Genomic DNA, 13,701 nt, shown 5'->3' with positions numbered 1-13,701 from the left:
AGGGGGTCCCTTTTCAGATTGCCGCGGGGTCCCTTTTCATCTTGCCGCTACCAATATACAGTGAGCTTCACGTTAATTTTCGTGCCATCTTTGCCCACGGAAGGACGATGGCTATCCAGACCCCGACTCATCGCCAGCCCAAAGGCACGTCGTCCGGGCTGGTCCTCACACGCGGGGCGAAGGCACGCGGAGAAATCCCCGGCACCGACGGTGCATGCTCGCAAGGGCAGACTGCTTAAGTGAACGAAGTGAACGGCAGCTCTGAAGCACCGTCCGCACGCCCGTCGGCGCCCGGCCGCAACAGGGCGAACGCGCTGCACGACCCGGTGCTGGCGATGATCTGCGACGGCCCGCATCGCAAGGACGCCGCCGGCCGGCGCTGACCGGTACCCGGCACGGCGCGATCGCGATCCCAGGCAAGTGAAGGTTGTGCCAAGCGGACGCGACGCGGGCGAGGTGTTCAGACTGGACCGCGCCGCGCCCTTGCGCCCCCTGACGGCGATAGCAGAGGGCGCCAACTCTCATGGCCGGCCTCGCGGGGCTCGGTCGGCCGGGGACGCGCCATTCGTCGACACTCTCGGCCTGCCGTCCTCGATTCGGGTGCATCTCGGTGTGACGAGGTACTCGAGCCGCGGCATCACCAGACCCGTCGTGGAATCGAGCGCGTTGACCCTCTCCTCTACGTCGTTCAGACGCCGCTCCAGCGTCGACCTTCGTCGAGACAGCTCGACTTCCGATCGGAGCGTCGCTTCCAGTGCGTCGATCCGTTCGTGAGCCGGTCGCAGGTCCACGACCGGCCTTTTCCGGCCGCGCAAGAAGCCGCCGTTCGGCGTCGATTCCCAACCGCGTTTGCGCGCGGCGAGCATGCAGGCCGGGGATCGCTGCTGGGACGTAGGCGTCTGCGGACCGGTTCCCGGTTTGAGGCCGCTGCGTGCTGGACCCGATGTGACCCACACCTCTGGATTGTAGGGAATCGAATATGTACTATATGCGTAATACGTGCATTTGCAGAGTGTTTTTTTGGCGTATCGCGGCGAGAACGGCTCGGCGAGACCGCTCATCGAGGATTGCCGGCGCCCACGTGTCGACGCGTTCCCGATTCGGGCGCCCAACAGAGATGCCGCGACCTGACGCGCGGCCGAACCAGCCGGGTCGGGGCGTCGGCGCCGGGAAGCAGGAGGGGCCATTGAACGCCAGCGACGAGCCGGGGCGGGAAACCGACGCGCTGCGCGAGCGCATCTCCAGCCTGAGTACCGCTGTCCTTCGCATCAGTGCGAGTCTCGACGTGGGCACCGTGCTGCGCGAAACCGTCGACAGCGCCCGCGCCCTGACCGGCGCCCGCTACGGGGTGATCACGACCATCGACGACGCGGGGCAGCCGCAGGACTTCGTTATCTCCGGACTCACCACCGCCGAGCAGCAACAGATGATGGAGTGGCCCCACGCGATGCGCTTCTTCGAGCACCTGCGCGACCTTGCTGGACCGCTCAGAGTGCCGGACCTGCAGGCGTACCTTCGCTCGCTCGGCTACACGCCGGTCCTGGTGCTGTCGAAGACCTTGCAGGCGACGCCGATGCGTCATCGGGGCGTGCACGTCGGCGACTTCTTCCTCGCCGAGAAGGAAGGCGGACAGGAGTTCACGGCCGATGACGAGGAGGTCCTGGTGTTGTTCGCCTCGCAGGCGGCCAACGCGATCGCCAACGCCCGCACGCACCAGGCCGAGCAGCGGGCGCGGGCCGACCTCGAGGCCCTAGTGGAGACCTCGCCGGTCGGCGTGGCTGTCTTCGACGCCGTGACGGGCCATCCGGTGTCGTTGAACCGGGAGGCCAGACGGCTTGCCGGCAGGCTGAGCACAACCGGCTCGCCGCTGGAGGAGCTGCTGGAGGGGCTCACAGTCCGGTTCTCCGACGGGCGCGAGATCGCGCTGGCGGAGTTCTCGATGAAGCGCGTGATCAGCGGGGCCGCGACGGTGCGCGCCGAGGAGGTCGTGCTGTCGGTCCCCGACGGCCGCCGCATCACGCTGCTGGTCAACGCCACGCCGATCCACTCGGCCGACGGCGCCGCCGTGTCGATGGTGGTCACGCTGCAGGACCTGGCGCCGCTCGAGGAGCTGGAGCGGTTGCGGGCCGATTTCCTGGGCATGGTGAGCCACGAGCTGCGCGCGCCGCTCACCTCGATCAAGGGGGCGACGACGACCGTGCTGCGCGCCGCGCGGGTACTGGACCGGGCCGAGGTGCGCCAGTTCTTCCGGATCATCGACGCACAGGCCGACCACATGGACGGCCTGATCGGCGACCTGCTCGATGCGGGGCGCATCGACTCGGGCACGCTGTCGATCGATCCCGAGCCGGCGGAGGTGGCCGCGCTGGTCGACCGGGCGAGGACGACGTTCCTGAGCGGCGGTGGCCGGCAGAGCGTCCGCATCGACCTGCCGCCGGACCTGCCGCGGGTAATGGCCGACGAGCGGCGCATCGTCCAGGTCTTGAACAACCTCTTCTCCAACGCGTCCCGGCACGCGCCGGAGTCGTCCGCGATTCATGTCGGCGCGGTGCAGGATGGCGTTCATGTCGCGATCTCGGTTTCCGACGAAGGGCGGGGCGTGCCGCCGGAGCAGCTGCCGCACCTGTTCCGCAAGTACGCCGGCGTCGGCGGCGGGGACCGGGCGCCCGACATCGGCGGCGTCGGCCTGGGCCTGGCCATCTGCAAGGGGCTGGCGGAAGCGCACGGGGGCCGCATCCGGGCCGAGAGCGCCGGGGTCGGCCGAGGCACGACGTTCACGTTCACGGTCCCGGCGGCCGACGAGCCCGCGGGCGGCGCCGCGGCAGGCACAGACGGCAGCCGGCCGCGCCGGTCCCGGGCCGGGCGCGAGCAGACGCGCATCCTCGTGGTCGACGACGACCCCGAGATGCTGCGCTACGTCCGCGACGCGCTCGCCGAGGCGGGCTACACCCCGGTCGTGACCGGCGAGGCGGAGGAGCTGGTCGGCCTGATCAGGAGGCACAGGCCCGCGCTGGTCCTGCTGGACCTGATGCTGCCCGGGACCGACGGCCTCGAATTGATGCAGCGCGTTCCGAAACTGGCCGACCTGCCGGTCATCGTCATCTCGGCCTACGGACGCGACGAGACCATCGCCAGGGTGCTGGAAGCCGGCGCGGCGGACTACCTCGTCAAGCCCTTCTCGGCGGCGGAGCTCGTCGCGCGGGTCCGGGCGGCGTTGCGCGGGCGGGCCGGCGCCGAACCCTTCGTGCTCGGCGATCTCGCCATCGACTACGAGCAGCGCCGGGTGACGATGGCCGGCCGCCCGGTGGAGCTCACGCTCACCGAGTACGAGCTGCTGCGCGCGCTGTCGGTCAACGCCGGACGGGTAGTGACCTACGAGTCGCTGCTGCGCGATGTGTGGGGAGAACGGGGGGGCGATGCCAAGCACGTGCGCACCTTCGTCAAGAGGCTCCGCCGGAGGCTCGGGGACGATGCGGCCAAGCCCGCCTACGTCCTCACCGCGCGCGGGCTCGGCTACCGCATGGCGGCGCCCTGAAGGGACGGCCCGTTGACGGCGCAAGTCGGGATCCTGTGGAGGAAGACATGACCATCGTCACCGTGCTGTTCGAGCTCCTGGTGGCGGCCCACACTACGGTGGTGCTCGTGGGCTTCGCGGCGGTACGGGTCAGGTGGACGCAGCGGGGAATCGCTGCGGTACTGGTCGCCTGCTGGCTCTCCAACTCCACCCATGCGCAGACGTTCGAGCGCGTCGACACGCCAGGCGGCTTCAACCGCATCCAGGTCATCCTCGCCGTGGCGGACCTGAACGGGGACGGCCGCGACGACATCATCGCAGGCGGTCAACCCAACGATGGGAGCGAGACGGTCGAAGACCGCCTGGACAAGCCGCCGGTACAGGTGTTCCTCGGGAACCGTGACGGACGCCTCGAGTTGGCGCCGGCGGAGATGCTCCCGTCGATCCGGGCTCGCACCCCGGTCGCGGTCACCGACGACTTCAACGGCGACGGCCGTCTCGACTTCGCGGTGTTCGACGCCGGCGTCTACGTCTGGGCGGAGAGCAGCGGCTACGGCAACCCGCCGCAACTGCTGCTCAGCACGCCGAGCGGCAGTTTCGAGCACTCGGCGGCGCTGGCCGACGCCGTGCGGGAGGAGCACGAGCAGCGGCTGCCGCCGGTGCCCTCGCCCGATCCCGCGGATCTGCACATCAAGTCGGCCACGTCGGGCGACATCGACAACGACGGGGACGTGGACCTGTGGGTGCAGAGCGGCGGCGGCGCCAACGTCGAGGAACACTTCATGGTGAACAACGGTGACGGGACGTTCACCGTCGACCGGGACAACCGGGCCACCAGGCCGGTGCTCCATGCCCAGCCGCCGGACGGCTCGCAGTACTGGGGCTGGGACGGCGGGCACTTCGTGGACATCGACAACGACGGCGACCTGGACCTTGCGCTGGGGCACATTCGGGACCGCGGGCCGCTCAGCATCGACCAGTACAACACGGTCATGGTGAACGACGGCACGGGGTACTACCCGACGCGGATCGACCTGCCGCGCGTGCGCTTCTTCGACGGCTTCACGGCGGTCGGCTGGCTGACGCACTTCGACGTGAACGACGACGGGTTCGAGGATCTGTTCCTGATGAACACCCGCAACGACGACGTCGATCCCGACGCGCTCGCCTGGACGGGGCGCTACATCCAGGTGCTGGTCAACCGCAGGGTGCCGCTGCCCGGCGGCGGCATCTGGTTCGGCGACGAGACGGAGACCTGGGTCAAGGGGCAGGAGGACACCACCCCGGAGCGCCTGCCAAACGGCGAGCCGTTGCACAACGGCGGCGCGCGTTTCGCGAAACACGATGTCGACCGGGACGGATGCATCGACCTCGTGATGGTGCGGTCGGGGCGCGACGTCAGCCGCTACGCGCCGATGGTCTACCTCAACAACGGCAGCGGCCAGTTTCGACCGATGTCCCCGGATGCAATTCGGCGCGCGGACCGGTACTTCGGCGACAACGCCGCGCCGGCCGACGTCAACGGCGACGGCGCGGTCGACTTCGTCGAGGTGGACATCGACGAGGGACCGGACCGCGTCATCCATACCGAGGACGACGCCGGCGTGTTCGCCACGCTGGTCAACACGACGCCACGGCGGTCGCCCCGCTGCGTGAGGTAACCCATGATGCTGGACCGAGCTGCCGGGTTGTTGCTGGTCGGCGTATGTCTCGGAAACGCCGCGGCTTGCGGCGATGGGGGCCCAACGCGCCCGACGCCGACGCCGACCGAGACGATGATCGCGCCGGAGAGCATCGTCGGCCGAACCGTGGCGGTCACCATCAGACAGGCGCATACGCGGTGCACCGCGCCCCCGGGGACCGTCATCCGCTACCACTTCGAGGACGCCGACACGGTCCGTGGGGTGCGGCCCGACGGGATCTTCGATGATCCGACCATGGACTGGTCGTACACCCGCACCGGTGCACGGTCCGCGCAGATCGAGATCACGTGGGAAAACGACGGTCGCAGCGAGATCGAGCTCGCGTTTTCAGCCGCCGACCGGGGAACCTTCGAGCAGCGGGACTTCGCCCCCGCCGGTGAAGTCTACTGCGGTGACCTGACCACCTTGCACTACCGCGGTGACTTCGAGGTTCAACTTGGGGCCATTCCCTGATGAGCGCGGCCCGTGAGCCCGGCCCGTGGGTTGGCTTGTCATCCGCAGGGACGGACACAAGACCAGCCGTCGCAGCTCCATGTGCGCCTGGGTGGTCTGTGGGTATCCGGAACATTTTCTGGTGAGTTCACGAAACAAACACTTTCCGACTCCTATCAGTCGGCAATGCGTTCACGTGCAAGGTGTAGAGTGCTGGGCGAGTGCAAATGATCGGTATGAAGGCCGGGAGGTCGCTCGTTGCGGTGCTGGCGTTGGTCGTCCTCGCGATGCCGATGGTCGTGCTGGCCGACGGCCGCGTGGCGCTGGTGGTGGGCAACAGCACCTACGCCCACATCGGGCGGCTGCCGAACCCGGATAACGACGCGGGCGACATCTCGTCGGCGCTGCGGCGGCTCGGGTTCGAGGTGACGACGGAGCTGGACGCCGACCGGGTGGAGCTCACCGAGGCTTTGCGCGCGTTCGCGCGGCAGAGTGCCGGCGCGGATGTGGCGCTGGTCTTCTACGCGGGCCACGGCATCGAGATGGACGGCGTCAACTACCTCGTCCCGGTGGACGCGCGCCTGGAACGAGACATCGACGTGCGCTTCGAGACGGTCACGGTCGACGACCTGCTGGTGTCGACGACTGGCGCGTCGTTGCGGTTGGTGATCCTGGATGCGTGCCGGAACAACCCGCTGGCGCGGTCGATGCAGCGCACGGCGGCGACCCGTACGGTGAGCGGCGGCAGCTTCGCCGACTTGAACGAGGACCTGCTGGGAGACGAGACGCTGGTCGCGTACGCCGCAGCGGCCGGGACGACCGCGGCGGACGGGCGGGGCCGAAACAGTCCGTACACGGCGGCGTTGCTGTCGCATCTGGAGACGCCGCTGGAGATCGGGTTGCTGTTCCGTCGGGTACGGGCGCAGGTGCTGACGGCGACCAACGGTGCCCAGCGCCCGCACGAGTACCACTCGCTGGTGGGCGAGCACTACCTGACGCGAACGCTGGCCACGGGCGCGTCAACGACAGTCAGCGCCGCGATTCCAGCCATACCGGCGCCTGCCGACCCTCCACGACCCGACCCGCCGGAGATTGACATCCCCGAGCTTCACGTCACTGTTCTCCGCGAGTTGGCCGAGGCGGGAGACGCTGAGGCGCAGACCGAGTTGGGCGAGCGTTACGAGCACGGCCGCGGCGTGGCGCAGGACTACGCGGCTGCCGTGCCCTGGTTTCGGAGAGCGGCTGAACAAGGCTATGCACCGGGGCAGTCTGCCCTCGGCTTCATGTACAGCACAGGTCGCTGGGTGAGGCAGGACGACGAGGAAGCCGTCCAGTGGTATCGCCGTGCGGCCGAACAGGGCAACCCCCGAGGTCAGAGCAACCTCGGATTCATGTACTCGCGTGGTCGCGGCGTACGACAGGACGACGCGCAGGCCGTTCGCTGGTACCGCCGGGCGGCCGAACAAGGGCAGGCCGTCGGGCAGAACAACCTCGGTGTCATGTACCGCGATGGTCGCGGCGTGTCTCGGGACTACGGTGAAGCCGTCCGATGGTTCCGCCTTGCGGCCGAACAGGGCAACGCCCTCGGTCAGAACAACCTCGGTTGGATGTACGCAACCGGTCGTGGGATAGAGACGGATGAAGCGGAAGCAGTTCGGTGGTTACGCCGTTCGGCCGAGCAGGGGCACGCCCGGGGGCAGAACAACCTCGGCTGGATGTACGAGCGCGGTCGCGGCGTGCGACGGGACCGCGTGGAGGCCATCCGCTGGTACCGTCTGGCGGCCGCGCAAGGAGATGAACTGGCGCAGGAGAACCTCCGCCGCCTTCGTTGATCAATGAGGGAAGTCCACAGAACCTGGAGCGACGATCCGCCCGACGGCATCGCGGGGACGGATCCAATAAGCGGGCCTTACGGTGCGCCGTGACAAGGCGCCATCTCTCAGCGGGTGCGAATCCCGCCCGGCAACTGTCGCTCCAGCCGGTAGCAGTCGGAGCGGACGATGGAGGCAACGACATCGGCTGAAGCACTCCGATGACAAAGGGCCGCCTTGGGCGGTTCAGCGACTACGCGGGCCGTAACGCGAGTGAACGTCGAGCAGGCCTCGAAACACTTGATGCGGAAGCCGACCCGGCCGTAAGACGGGGAAGGCTGCCAGCGGTCGGGAAGCGAGCGATACGAGCACCGGCCGGTTCCGCCGGGGTAATGGCGACGGCACGCGTGGAAGAGGGAGATGGACGCAACACGGGAAGCCCTGCCGGTGGCGTGGCACGCGCCAACCGACACCCCGCGAGGGTCAGGTCGGGCCGGTCAGGGTGGCGGAGAGGCCAGTAGTACCGGGGAAGCTGGGTAATGCCGGTGGAGGGAAGCGGCCTCAGTTCGAGAGCAGCGCATGACGGGGGACGGGACATGAGGACTGGCGAACGCCTATCAGCCTCAGAGAGAGTTCAGCGACTCCAGACGGCGCTACATGCGAAAGCGAAGGAAGCTCCGGGCTTCCGGTTCTACTCGCTGAGCGACAAGGTGTGGCGCGACGACGTGCTCGTGGTCGCCTGGCAGGCCGTTCGTCGCAACGGCGGCGCGGCCGGGGTGGACGGCGAGACGGTTGCGGACATCGAATCGTTCGGGGTGGACCGGTGGCTGGGAGCACTGGCGCGGGACCTGAAGGCGGGGACCTACCGGCCGCGAGCGGTGCGGCAGGTCCTCATCCCGAAGAAGAAACGCGGGCAGTTCAGGCCGTTAGGTATTCCTTGTCTCCGAGACCGGGTGGCGCAGACGGCGGCGATGCACGTGTTGTCGCCCATCTTCGAAGCCGACCTGCAACCGGAGCAGTATGCGTACCGGCCGGGCCGAGACGCGAATGACGCGGTCAGGCGCGTGCATCGGCTGCTGACGACGGGCCATCTGGAGGTGGTAGACGGCGACCTGTCGGACTACTTCGGTCAAATCCCGCACTCGGACCTGCTCCGGTCCATCGCGCGGCGCGTGAGCGACGGGCGGATGTTGGGCTGGGTCAGGTCGTGGCTGGAGATGGCGGTGGAGATGGCGGTGGAGGAGGACGATGGGCGCGGCGGTCGCCGCCTGACGAACCGGGCACGTCGCGAGCGGAAGGGCACCCCGCAGGGGTCACCGATTTCGCCGCTGTTCAGCAACGTCTATATGCGTCGCTTCATTCTGGGCTGGAAGGTGCTGGGCTACGCCCGGCGCTTCCAGGCGGAAATCGTCAACTATGCAGACGATTTCGCGGTGCTCGGCCGCGCGCCGGCAGCGGAGATGCTGTCGGCGGTCGAGACCGTGATGCAGCGTCTGAAGCTGCCGATGAACGCCGAGAAGACCCGCTGCTGCCGGCTGCCGGAGAAATCGATGACGTTCCTCGGCTACCGGATTGGACGCAACTACCGGCGGGACACCGGTGCCGCCTACATCGGCACCCGTCCGAGTCGGGAGAGCGTCCGGAGCATCTGCCGTCGAGTGAGCGAGTTAACGACGACGCGAGACCTGCTGCTGCCCTCGGGAGTCGTGGTAGCGCGCCTCAACCGGTTACTGACCGGCTGGGCGAACTACTTCATCCTGGGGCAGGTCAGCCCGGCCTACGCGATGATTGACTGGCACACCACCCGGCGGCTGCGCCAGTGGCTCTGTCGTAAACACAAGGTGCGGACCGGGAAGGAAGTGCGCTTCCCGGCCATGCGGCTGTGGTCCGAGTACGGACTCACGCGCCTTGAACCGCGCACGGCGAGCTTTCCGTGGGCGAAGGCATGACCTCGTCCGAGAGCCGGATGCGGGAGACCTGCATGTCCGGTTCGATGAGCGGCGACTGGAGACGGAGCCATGGCGAGGAGTGAGGCACCGGCATCGGCGAAAGCGGCCGGGAACAGCTACCCCCTGCGCCTACCGCCACCGCGCCAGTCGTCGACTCTACTTAACCGCGAGCACCGCCGGCCTACGAGGACTGTAAGGCTGTAAGGAAAGATGAGTGCAACGCGAGCTGTGAGGCCGCTCGTTGTCGCCGCCTTAGCGCTGGTGGTCCTCGCGGTGCCGGCGGTTGCGCTGGCTCATGGCCGCGTGGCGCTGGTGGTGGGCAGCAGCACCTACCCCCACATCGGGCGACTGCCGAACCCGGACAACGACGCACGAAATATCTCGGCAGCGTTGCGGCAGCTCGGGTTCGAGGTGACCACCGAACTCGACTTCGGTCGAGTGCAGCTGACCGCGGCGTCGCGCGCGTCCACGCGGAGGAGCCCCAAGGCGGACGTCTCGCTGGTCTTCTACGCCGGCCACGACATCGATATGGACGGCGTCAAGTACCTTGTCCCGGTCGACGCACACCTGAAGCGCGACGTGGACGTGCGCTTCGAGACGCTGACCGTCGGCCACCTGCTGGTGTCGATATCGGGCGCGTCGTTGCGGCTCCTGATCCTGGATGCGTGCCGGAACAACCCGCACGCACGGTCGATGCAGCGTACGGCGGCGACCCGTGCGGTCAGCGGCGGCAGCTTCGCCGACCTGGACGAGAACCCGCTGGGCGACGAGACCCTGGTCGGGTACGCCGTGGCGGCCGGGACAACGGCGGGGCACGTACGCGGGAGACGTTTCTCGAGGTCCAGGCTGATGTTCCGTCGGGTGGGGGCGCAGGTGCTGGCTTCGACGAACGGCATGCAGCGACCGTACGAGTGCCACTCGCTCGTGAAAGGCAGGACGAGCCAATGAAGCAAATTGGCGTGATTCTTGTTCACGGCATCGGCAATCAGCGCCGTTACGACTTCCTCAAGGAGTTCACGTCGCACTTCCTGGACGCGGTGCGGCAGTCTGCCGCCACGACCCGACTGGTCATCAACAAGGTAGAGCTCGCGCGGCCTTCCGCGAGGCCGGAGACTAGCAGCGACGTGGATGGCCGTAGGCCGGCCGGCAGTATCCACAACCTGACATCTCTCTTTCGCCCTACCACTCTGGTCAACGATTCTCCGGACCGTCCTTTCGCGGTACGAATCTACGAAGCCTACTGGGCGGACGAGGACCGCCCCTACAGCCGCGCCGAGAAGCTCAAATACAACCTTTGGCTCATCACCCTTTTCTGGAACCCAATCTTTAATCTCGTATCCGGGAAGTACAAGGGCCGGATGCCTTTCCGCCGCTTTCTGAGGGGGGAGCTGATGACGCTGGTTGTGTTCCCTTTGTATCACCTCCTGGAGTTTCTCTTTCTGTTACTAGATGCTACATTTCGCTCCGCCAATCATCGATCGAGTCGCTGGAACGCCGCCATCTATGAGTATGCCGGAGACGTGAAGCTCTTTGTTAGTCAGCGGATCTACTTTCACAATCAGACCAAGCGCGATGCAATTCGCGCACGTTTCGACGAGGTACTGATAAAAGCCTGTTTGGAAAACGAAGAGATCCACGTCGTTGGTCACAGCCTGGGCTCCGCAGTCGCTCTTGATGGTTTGACCCACCACAAGATGCAGCCGTCAAAGATGGCCGAGGATTTTCTGGCGTGGCTCGCTCATTGTCATCCCGAAGCCGTCGAAGTAAACCCGCTTGCCAAACTCAAGACCTTCGTCACCCTAGGATCACCCCTCGACAAGCTGTACTTTTTCTGGCCGTCTCAGAAGCCAAGAGACCGCCGCCGCCCGGTTACTCTTCGGCAGCGGCAGGACGTCACCGAACCTGCAGCCGATGTCGGAGGAAGCCGCGCAAGTTGGAGCGCCACTACTGCTCACGACGAAGAGGAACGGGCACCGGCAAGCTGGTTTAACTTCAGTGATGTTGTTGACCCCATAGGCGCTGACCTTGACGATTATGGCGACGTCGAGGGCTTGGCAAAGCCGACGAACCGGCGTCTAGTTGCCTGCTGGAGTCCGACTTCCGGACATACTCGCTACTGGGAAAATGTTGACATCATGCGTTGGATTGCAGCACGCATTTGTTCTCCAGAGGAGAATGCGCCGCTGCCGAAACAGCCAAGCTATGCGAAGGGCGCAACAAGAGTTCTGTTGACGTTGTTCTTGTTGGGTCTGCCAACAGCCTTTGCACTCGCGCTCATGCTCTTCGGGATTCTAGATTTCATGTTGGGCTTTGCTCATGACCTCTACATGAACGCCGAATCCCAAACCGCTTTCGAAACACTGGATTGGTTTGATGGCACTATATTGTGGGTCAGGAGCAGCTTGAGACTTCAGGAGGGCGCCGTGACGGTATTCGGCAGATTGGTTTTCGTGGCTCTTGGGGCGCTGCTTATCGCCTTTCCATTTTCCTTGTTTCACTGGCGACGTAACGAGCAGAAAGTGAAGGCGCGACGTGATCTCTAGGCGCAAGACATGGTTGATTGTTGTCGCGAGCATAAGCATGCTCCTCGCTCTGCGTTCACTTTGGGGTTTATGGCTGGTGTCGAAGTTGGTGGCTAATGAAAGAGGGCTGGCCCGAAGTCAGTGTGCGCCTATGGCTCACGCAGAGCCGGCCGCTGGGCCGGCTGTCGACGACGCCGCGCGGGAAGGTTGGCTGGTTTTCGGTTCTGGCGATTCAATCCAGGAAGAGGTAGTTGTACGGAAGTACGCTCCAGATTTTCTTCATTGGGTTGGCGATTCGGTGCACGTGCGGCATTTGGATGGTTTCGGGCACATAGGCTTTGACGAAGAGTCGGACGACCCGCGAGGATGGGTCGGCGACGACAATTGGGACCACGCCGATAGCTTCAAGGAGCGGATTGCCGCGACAGTCTACGGTGGGGTTGTGGCCATCACTGAGAACCAGATGTACATTGTCTACTACTATTTTCATCCGCGAGACTACGTCGATCGGTGGTGGGAGTCGGGCGTGCATTGGCTGGGTGTGCCGTTCGGCCTCCCAATGTACCATGAGAATGATCTGGAGGGAGGAATGCTGATAGTAGATAGGAGAGGAGGAAACGTCATCCACGTTGTGGCACTATACCATAACAAGTTTGACCAGCGGCACTTGTGCCAGAGCGATGGCGCGAGCTGTTGGGATGAGGGAAGGCTCGGCGATGCAATAGTTTGGGTAGAGGCTGCCGGTCACGGCGCGCACTTGGTAGCGGTTGCGGATATTGCGGAGCTCGAGTGGAACCGGGGCCAGTTCACGCGTTATTCCATTGCGCCTGATGGAACGCGGGAACGGCAGCAGTGAATGCGCCCGTGGTTGAAGCTACGGAGCTGGCGGGAGGACATTGGACCAAAATGGAGTCTGCGCGCTATCGGCTGCGCCCCTTGTGGCCGCTGTTCGCAAGCATGTTCGCCGAGGACGGAGGTGACTTGGAGACGGATGGTCATCTCTACGCAAGACGTACTGGATATGTTCGAACCGTCGATCGTTTTCGTCGAATAGTGCGACGTGTTACATTGCGACCAGAGCTTACCTTTCGTGGGTACGGCGGGGCGAAGGTCGATATTTATCGCGCGTTGCGTGGTCGCGTCGGCGGTAGGGACAAGGCACATTTTCCATGGGGGCAGGACTTAGATGAGCACCGGTTTCTGGATCCCGCCATCGCTGTATTGGCTTACGAGGACACGGGGAGGGTTCCGCACGGACATGACCGGATTTCCTGTGAGTACCTTTACAATCCGTATCTGAGCTGGGTTCTTGGTCAACCCTTGGATTCCGAAGCACTGATCGTACCGCGTTTTTCGAGAACACGAGGTTCATGGATTCAGGGGGCTGGACGGCGTTGTGCGGAATCCCTCCGGTGAGCACAGAGTGGGCGGTTGCAAAACGGATTGTGACTGGGAATCTGTCCAGCAGGAGGTCTCCGCTGGTGCTGCTTCGCTTCCTGTACGCGCGGACCGGGGCCGGTTGGCGTGGATGCTGGGCAAGAGGCTGCAGTGCACGGGAGCTGGAGCGACAGCGCTTCGCCTAGCCGCATGTCGCCGTTGAGGTTCTGGAGTTTGTGTTGGTCCTGACGCGTGACGCGGCCGTCGACGGCAGGCAGGCACTGCACGTTTCCCCGGGTGCTGCGGAGCAGGTCGACCTGCGTTTTGGATTCGTCTTGACGGGGCCGAGACGGGGGGATCGCTCGCGGGCAAGGGGGCTGTGTCGTATAAACA

At 65.5% G+C, this 13,701-nt stretch carries 9 protein-coding genes and 1 pseudogene; all 10 read left to right on the top strand.

What is annotated here, in order from left to right; genetic code table 11:
* Nucleotides 1–979 precede the first annotated feature (979 nt).
* The 10 genes and pseudogenes from F4X11_04460 to F4X11_04415 all read left to right on the top strand — a co-directional run bounded on the left by F4X11_04460 (nt 980) and on the right by F4X11_04415 (nt 12,787).
* Nucleotides 980–3,535, top strand: coding sequence for a response regulator (locus F4X11_04460; GenBank protein ID MYN64265.1), 2,556 nt, complete (start codon nt 980–982; stop codon nt 3,533–3,535).
* Between the two features lie 47 nt (nt 3,536–3,582).
* Nucleotides 3,583–5,175 carry a VCBS repeat-containing protein gene (locus F4X11_04455; protein ID MYN64264.1) on the top strand — a complete coding sequence of 531 codons (1,593 nt, stop codon included), beginning with the start codon at nt 3,583–3,585 and terminating at the stop codon, nt 5,173–5,175.
* Nucleotides 5,176–5,178: 3 nt separating this feature from the next.
* On the top strand, nt 5,179–5,670 hold the full coding sequence (locus F4X11_04450; protein MYN64263.1) for a hypothetical protein: 492 nt from the start codon (nt 5,179–5,181) through the stop codon (nt 5,668–5,670).
* A 905-nt stretch (nt 5,671–6,575) separates the two neighbouring features.
* Nucleotides 6,576–7,481: a sel1 repeat family protein gene (locus F4X11_04445; GenBank protein MYN64262.1), complete on the top strand. Its 906-nt coding sequence runs from the start codon at nt 6,576–6,578 to the stop codon at nt 7,479–7,481.
* A 364-nt stretch (nt 7,482–7,845) separates the two neighbouring features.
* Nucleotides 7,846–8,043, top strand: a pseudogene (locus tag F4X11_04440) (hypothetical protein).
* A gap of 13 nt (nt 8,044–8,056) precedes the next feature.
* Entirely contained in the window at nt 8,057–9,409 is a 1,353-nt protein-coding gene (locus tag F4X11_04435) for a group II intron reverse transcriptase/maturase (GenBank protein MYN64261.1), read from the top strand.
* Nucleotides 9,369–9,605, top strand: a complete 237-nt coding sequence (locus F4X11_04430; protein ID MYN64260.1) for a hypothetical protein — start codon at nt 9,369–9,371, stop codon at nt 9,603–9,605. The genes F4X11_04435 and F4X11_04430 overlap by 41 nt, the downstream gene beginning before the upstream one ends.
* 14 nt (nt 9,606–9,619) lie before the next feature.
* Complete coding sequence (locus tag F4X11_04425; GenBank protein MYN64259.1) at nt 9,620–10,357, top strand: caspase family protein; 738 nt, start codon at nt 9,620–9,622, stop codon at nt 10,355–10,357.
* Entirely contained in the window at nt 10,354–11,952 is a 1,599-nt protein-coding gene (locus F4X11_04420) for a hypothetical protein (protein MYN64258.1), read from the top strand. Before F4X11_04425 ends, F4X11_04420 begins: the two co-directional genes overlap by 4 nt.
* Nucleotides 11,942–12,787 carry a hypothetical protein gene (locus F4X11_04415; protein ID MYN64257.1) on the top strand — a complete coding sequence of 282 codons (846 nt, stop codon included), beginning with the start codon at nt 11,942–11,944 and terminating at the stop codon, nt 12,785–12,787. Before F4X11_04420 ends, F4X11_04415 begins: the two co-directional genes overlap by 11 nt.
* Nucleotides 12,788–13,701: the final 914 nt, after the last annotated feature.

It is taken from the genome of Acidobacteriota bacterium, from assembly GCA_009861545.1.
Taxonomy (GTDB): domain Bacteria; phylum Acidobacteriota; class Vicinamibacteria; order Vicinamibacterales; family UBA8438; genus WTFV01.
Note: the sequence above shows the minus strand (reverse complement) of the source record. Positions and strands in the feature narration are given on the sequence as shown.

Bases quoted from the DNA above. Each gene is read 5' to 3' on its own strand.
- F4X11_04455 (MYN64264.1), top strand. From the start codon at position 3,583: ATGACCATCGTCACCGTGCTGTTCGAGCTCCTGGTGGCGGCCCACACT.
- F4X11_04460 (MYN64265.1), top strand. From the start codon at position 980: ATGTACTATATGCGTAATACGTGCATTTGCAGAGTGTTTTTTTGGCGT.
- F4X11_04420 (MYN64258.1), top strand. From the start codon at position 10,354: ATGAAGCAAATTGGCGTGATTCTTGTTCACGGCATCGGCAATCAGCGC.
- F4X11_04435 (MYN64261.1), top strand. From the start codon at position 8,057: ATGAGGACTGGCGAACGCCTATCAGCCTCAGAGAGAGTTCAGCGACTC.
- F4X11_04425 (MYN64259.1), top strand. From the start codon at position 9,620: ATGAGTGCAACGCGAGCTGTGAGGCCGCTCGTTGTCGCCGCCTTAGCG.
- F4X11_04450 (MYN64263.1), top strand. From the start codon at position 5,179: ATGATGCTGGACCGAGCTGCCGGGTTGTTGCTGGTCGGCGTATGTCTC.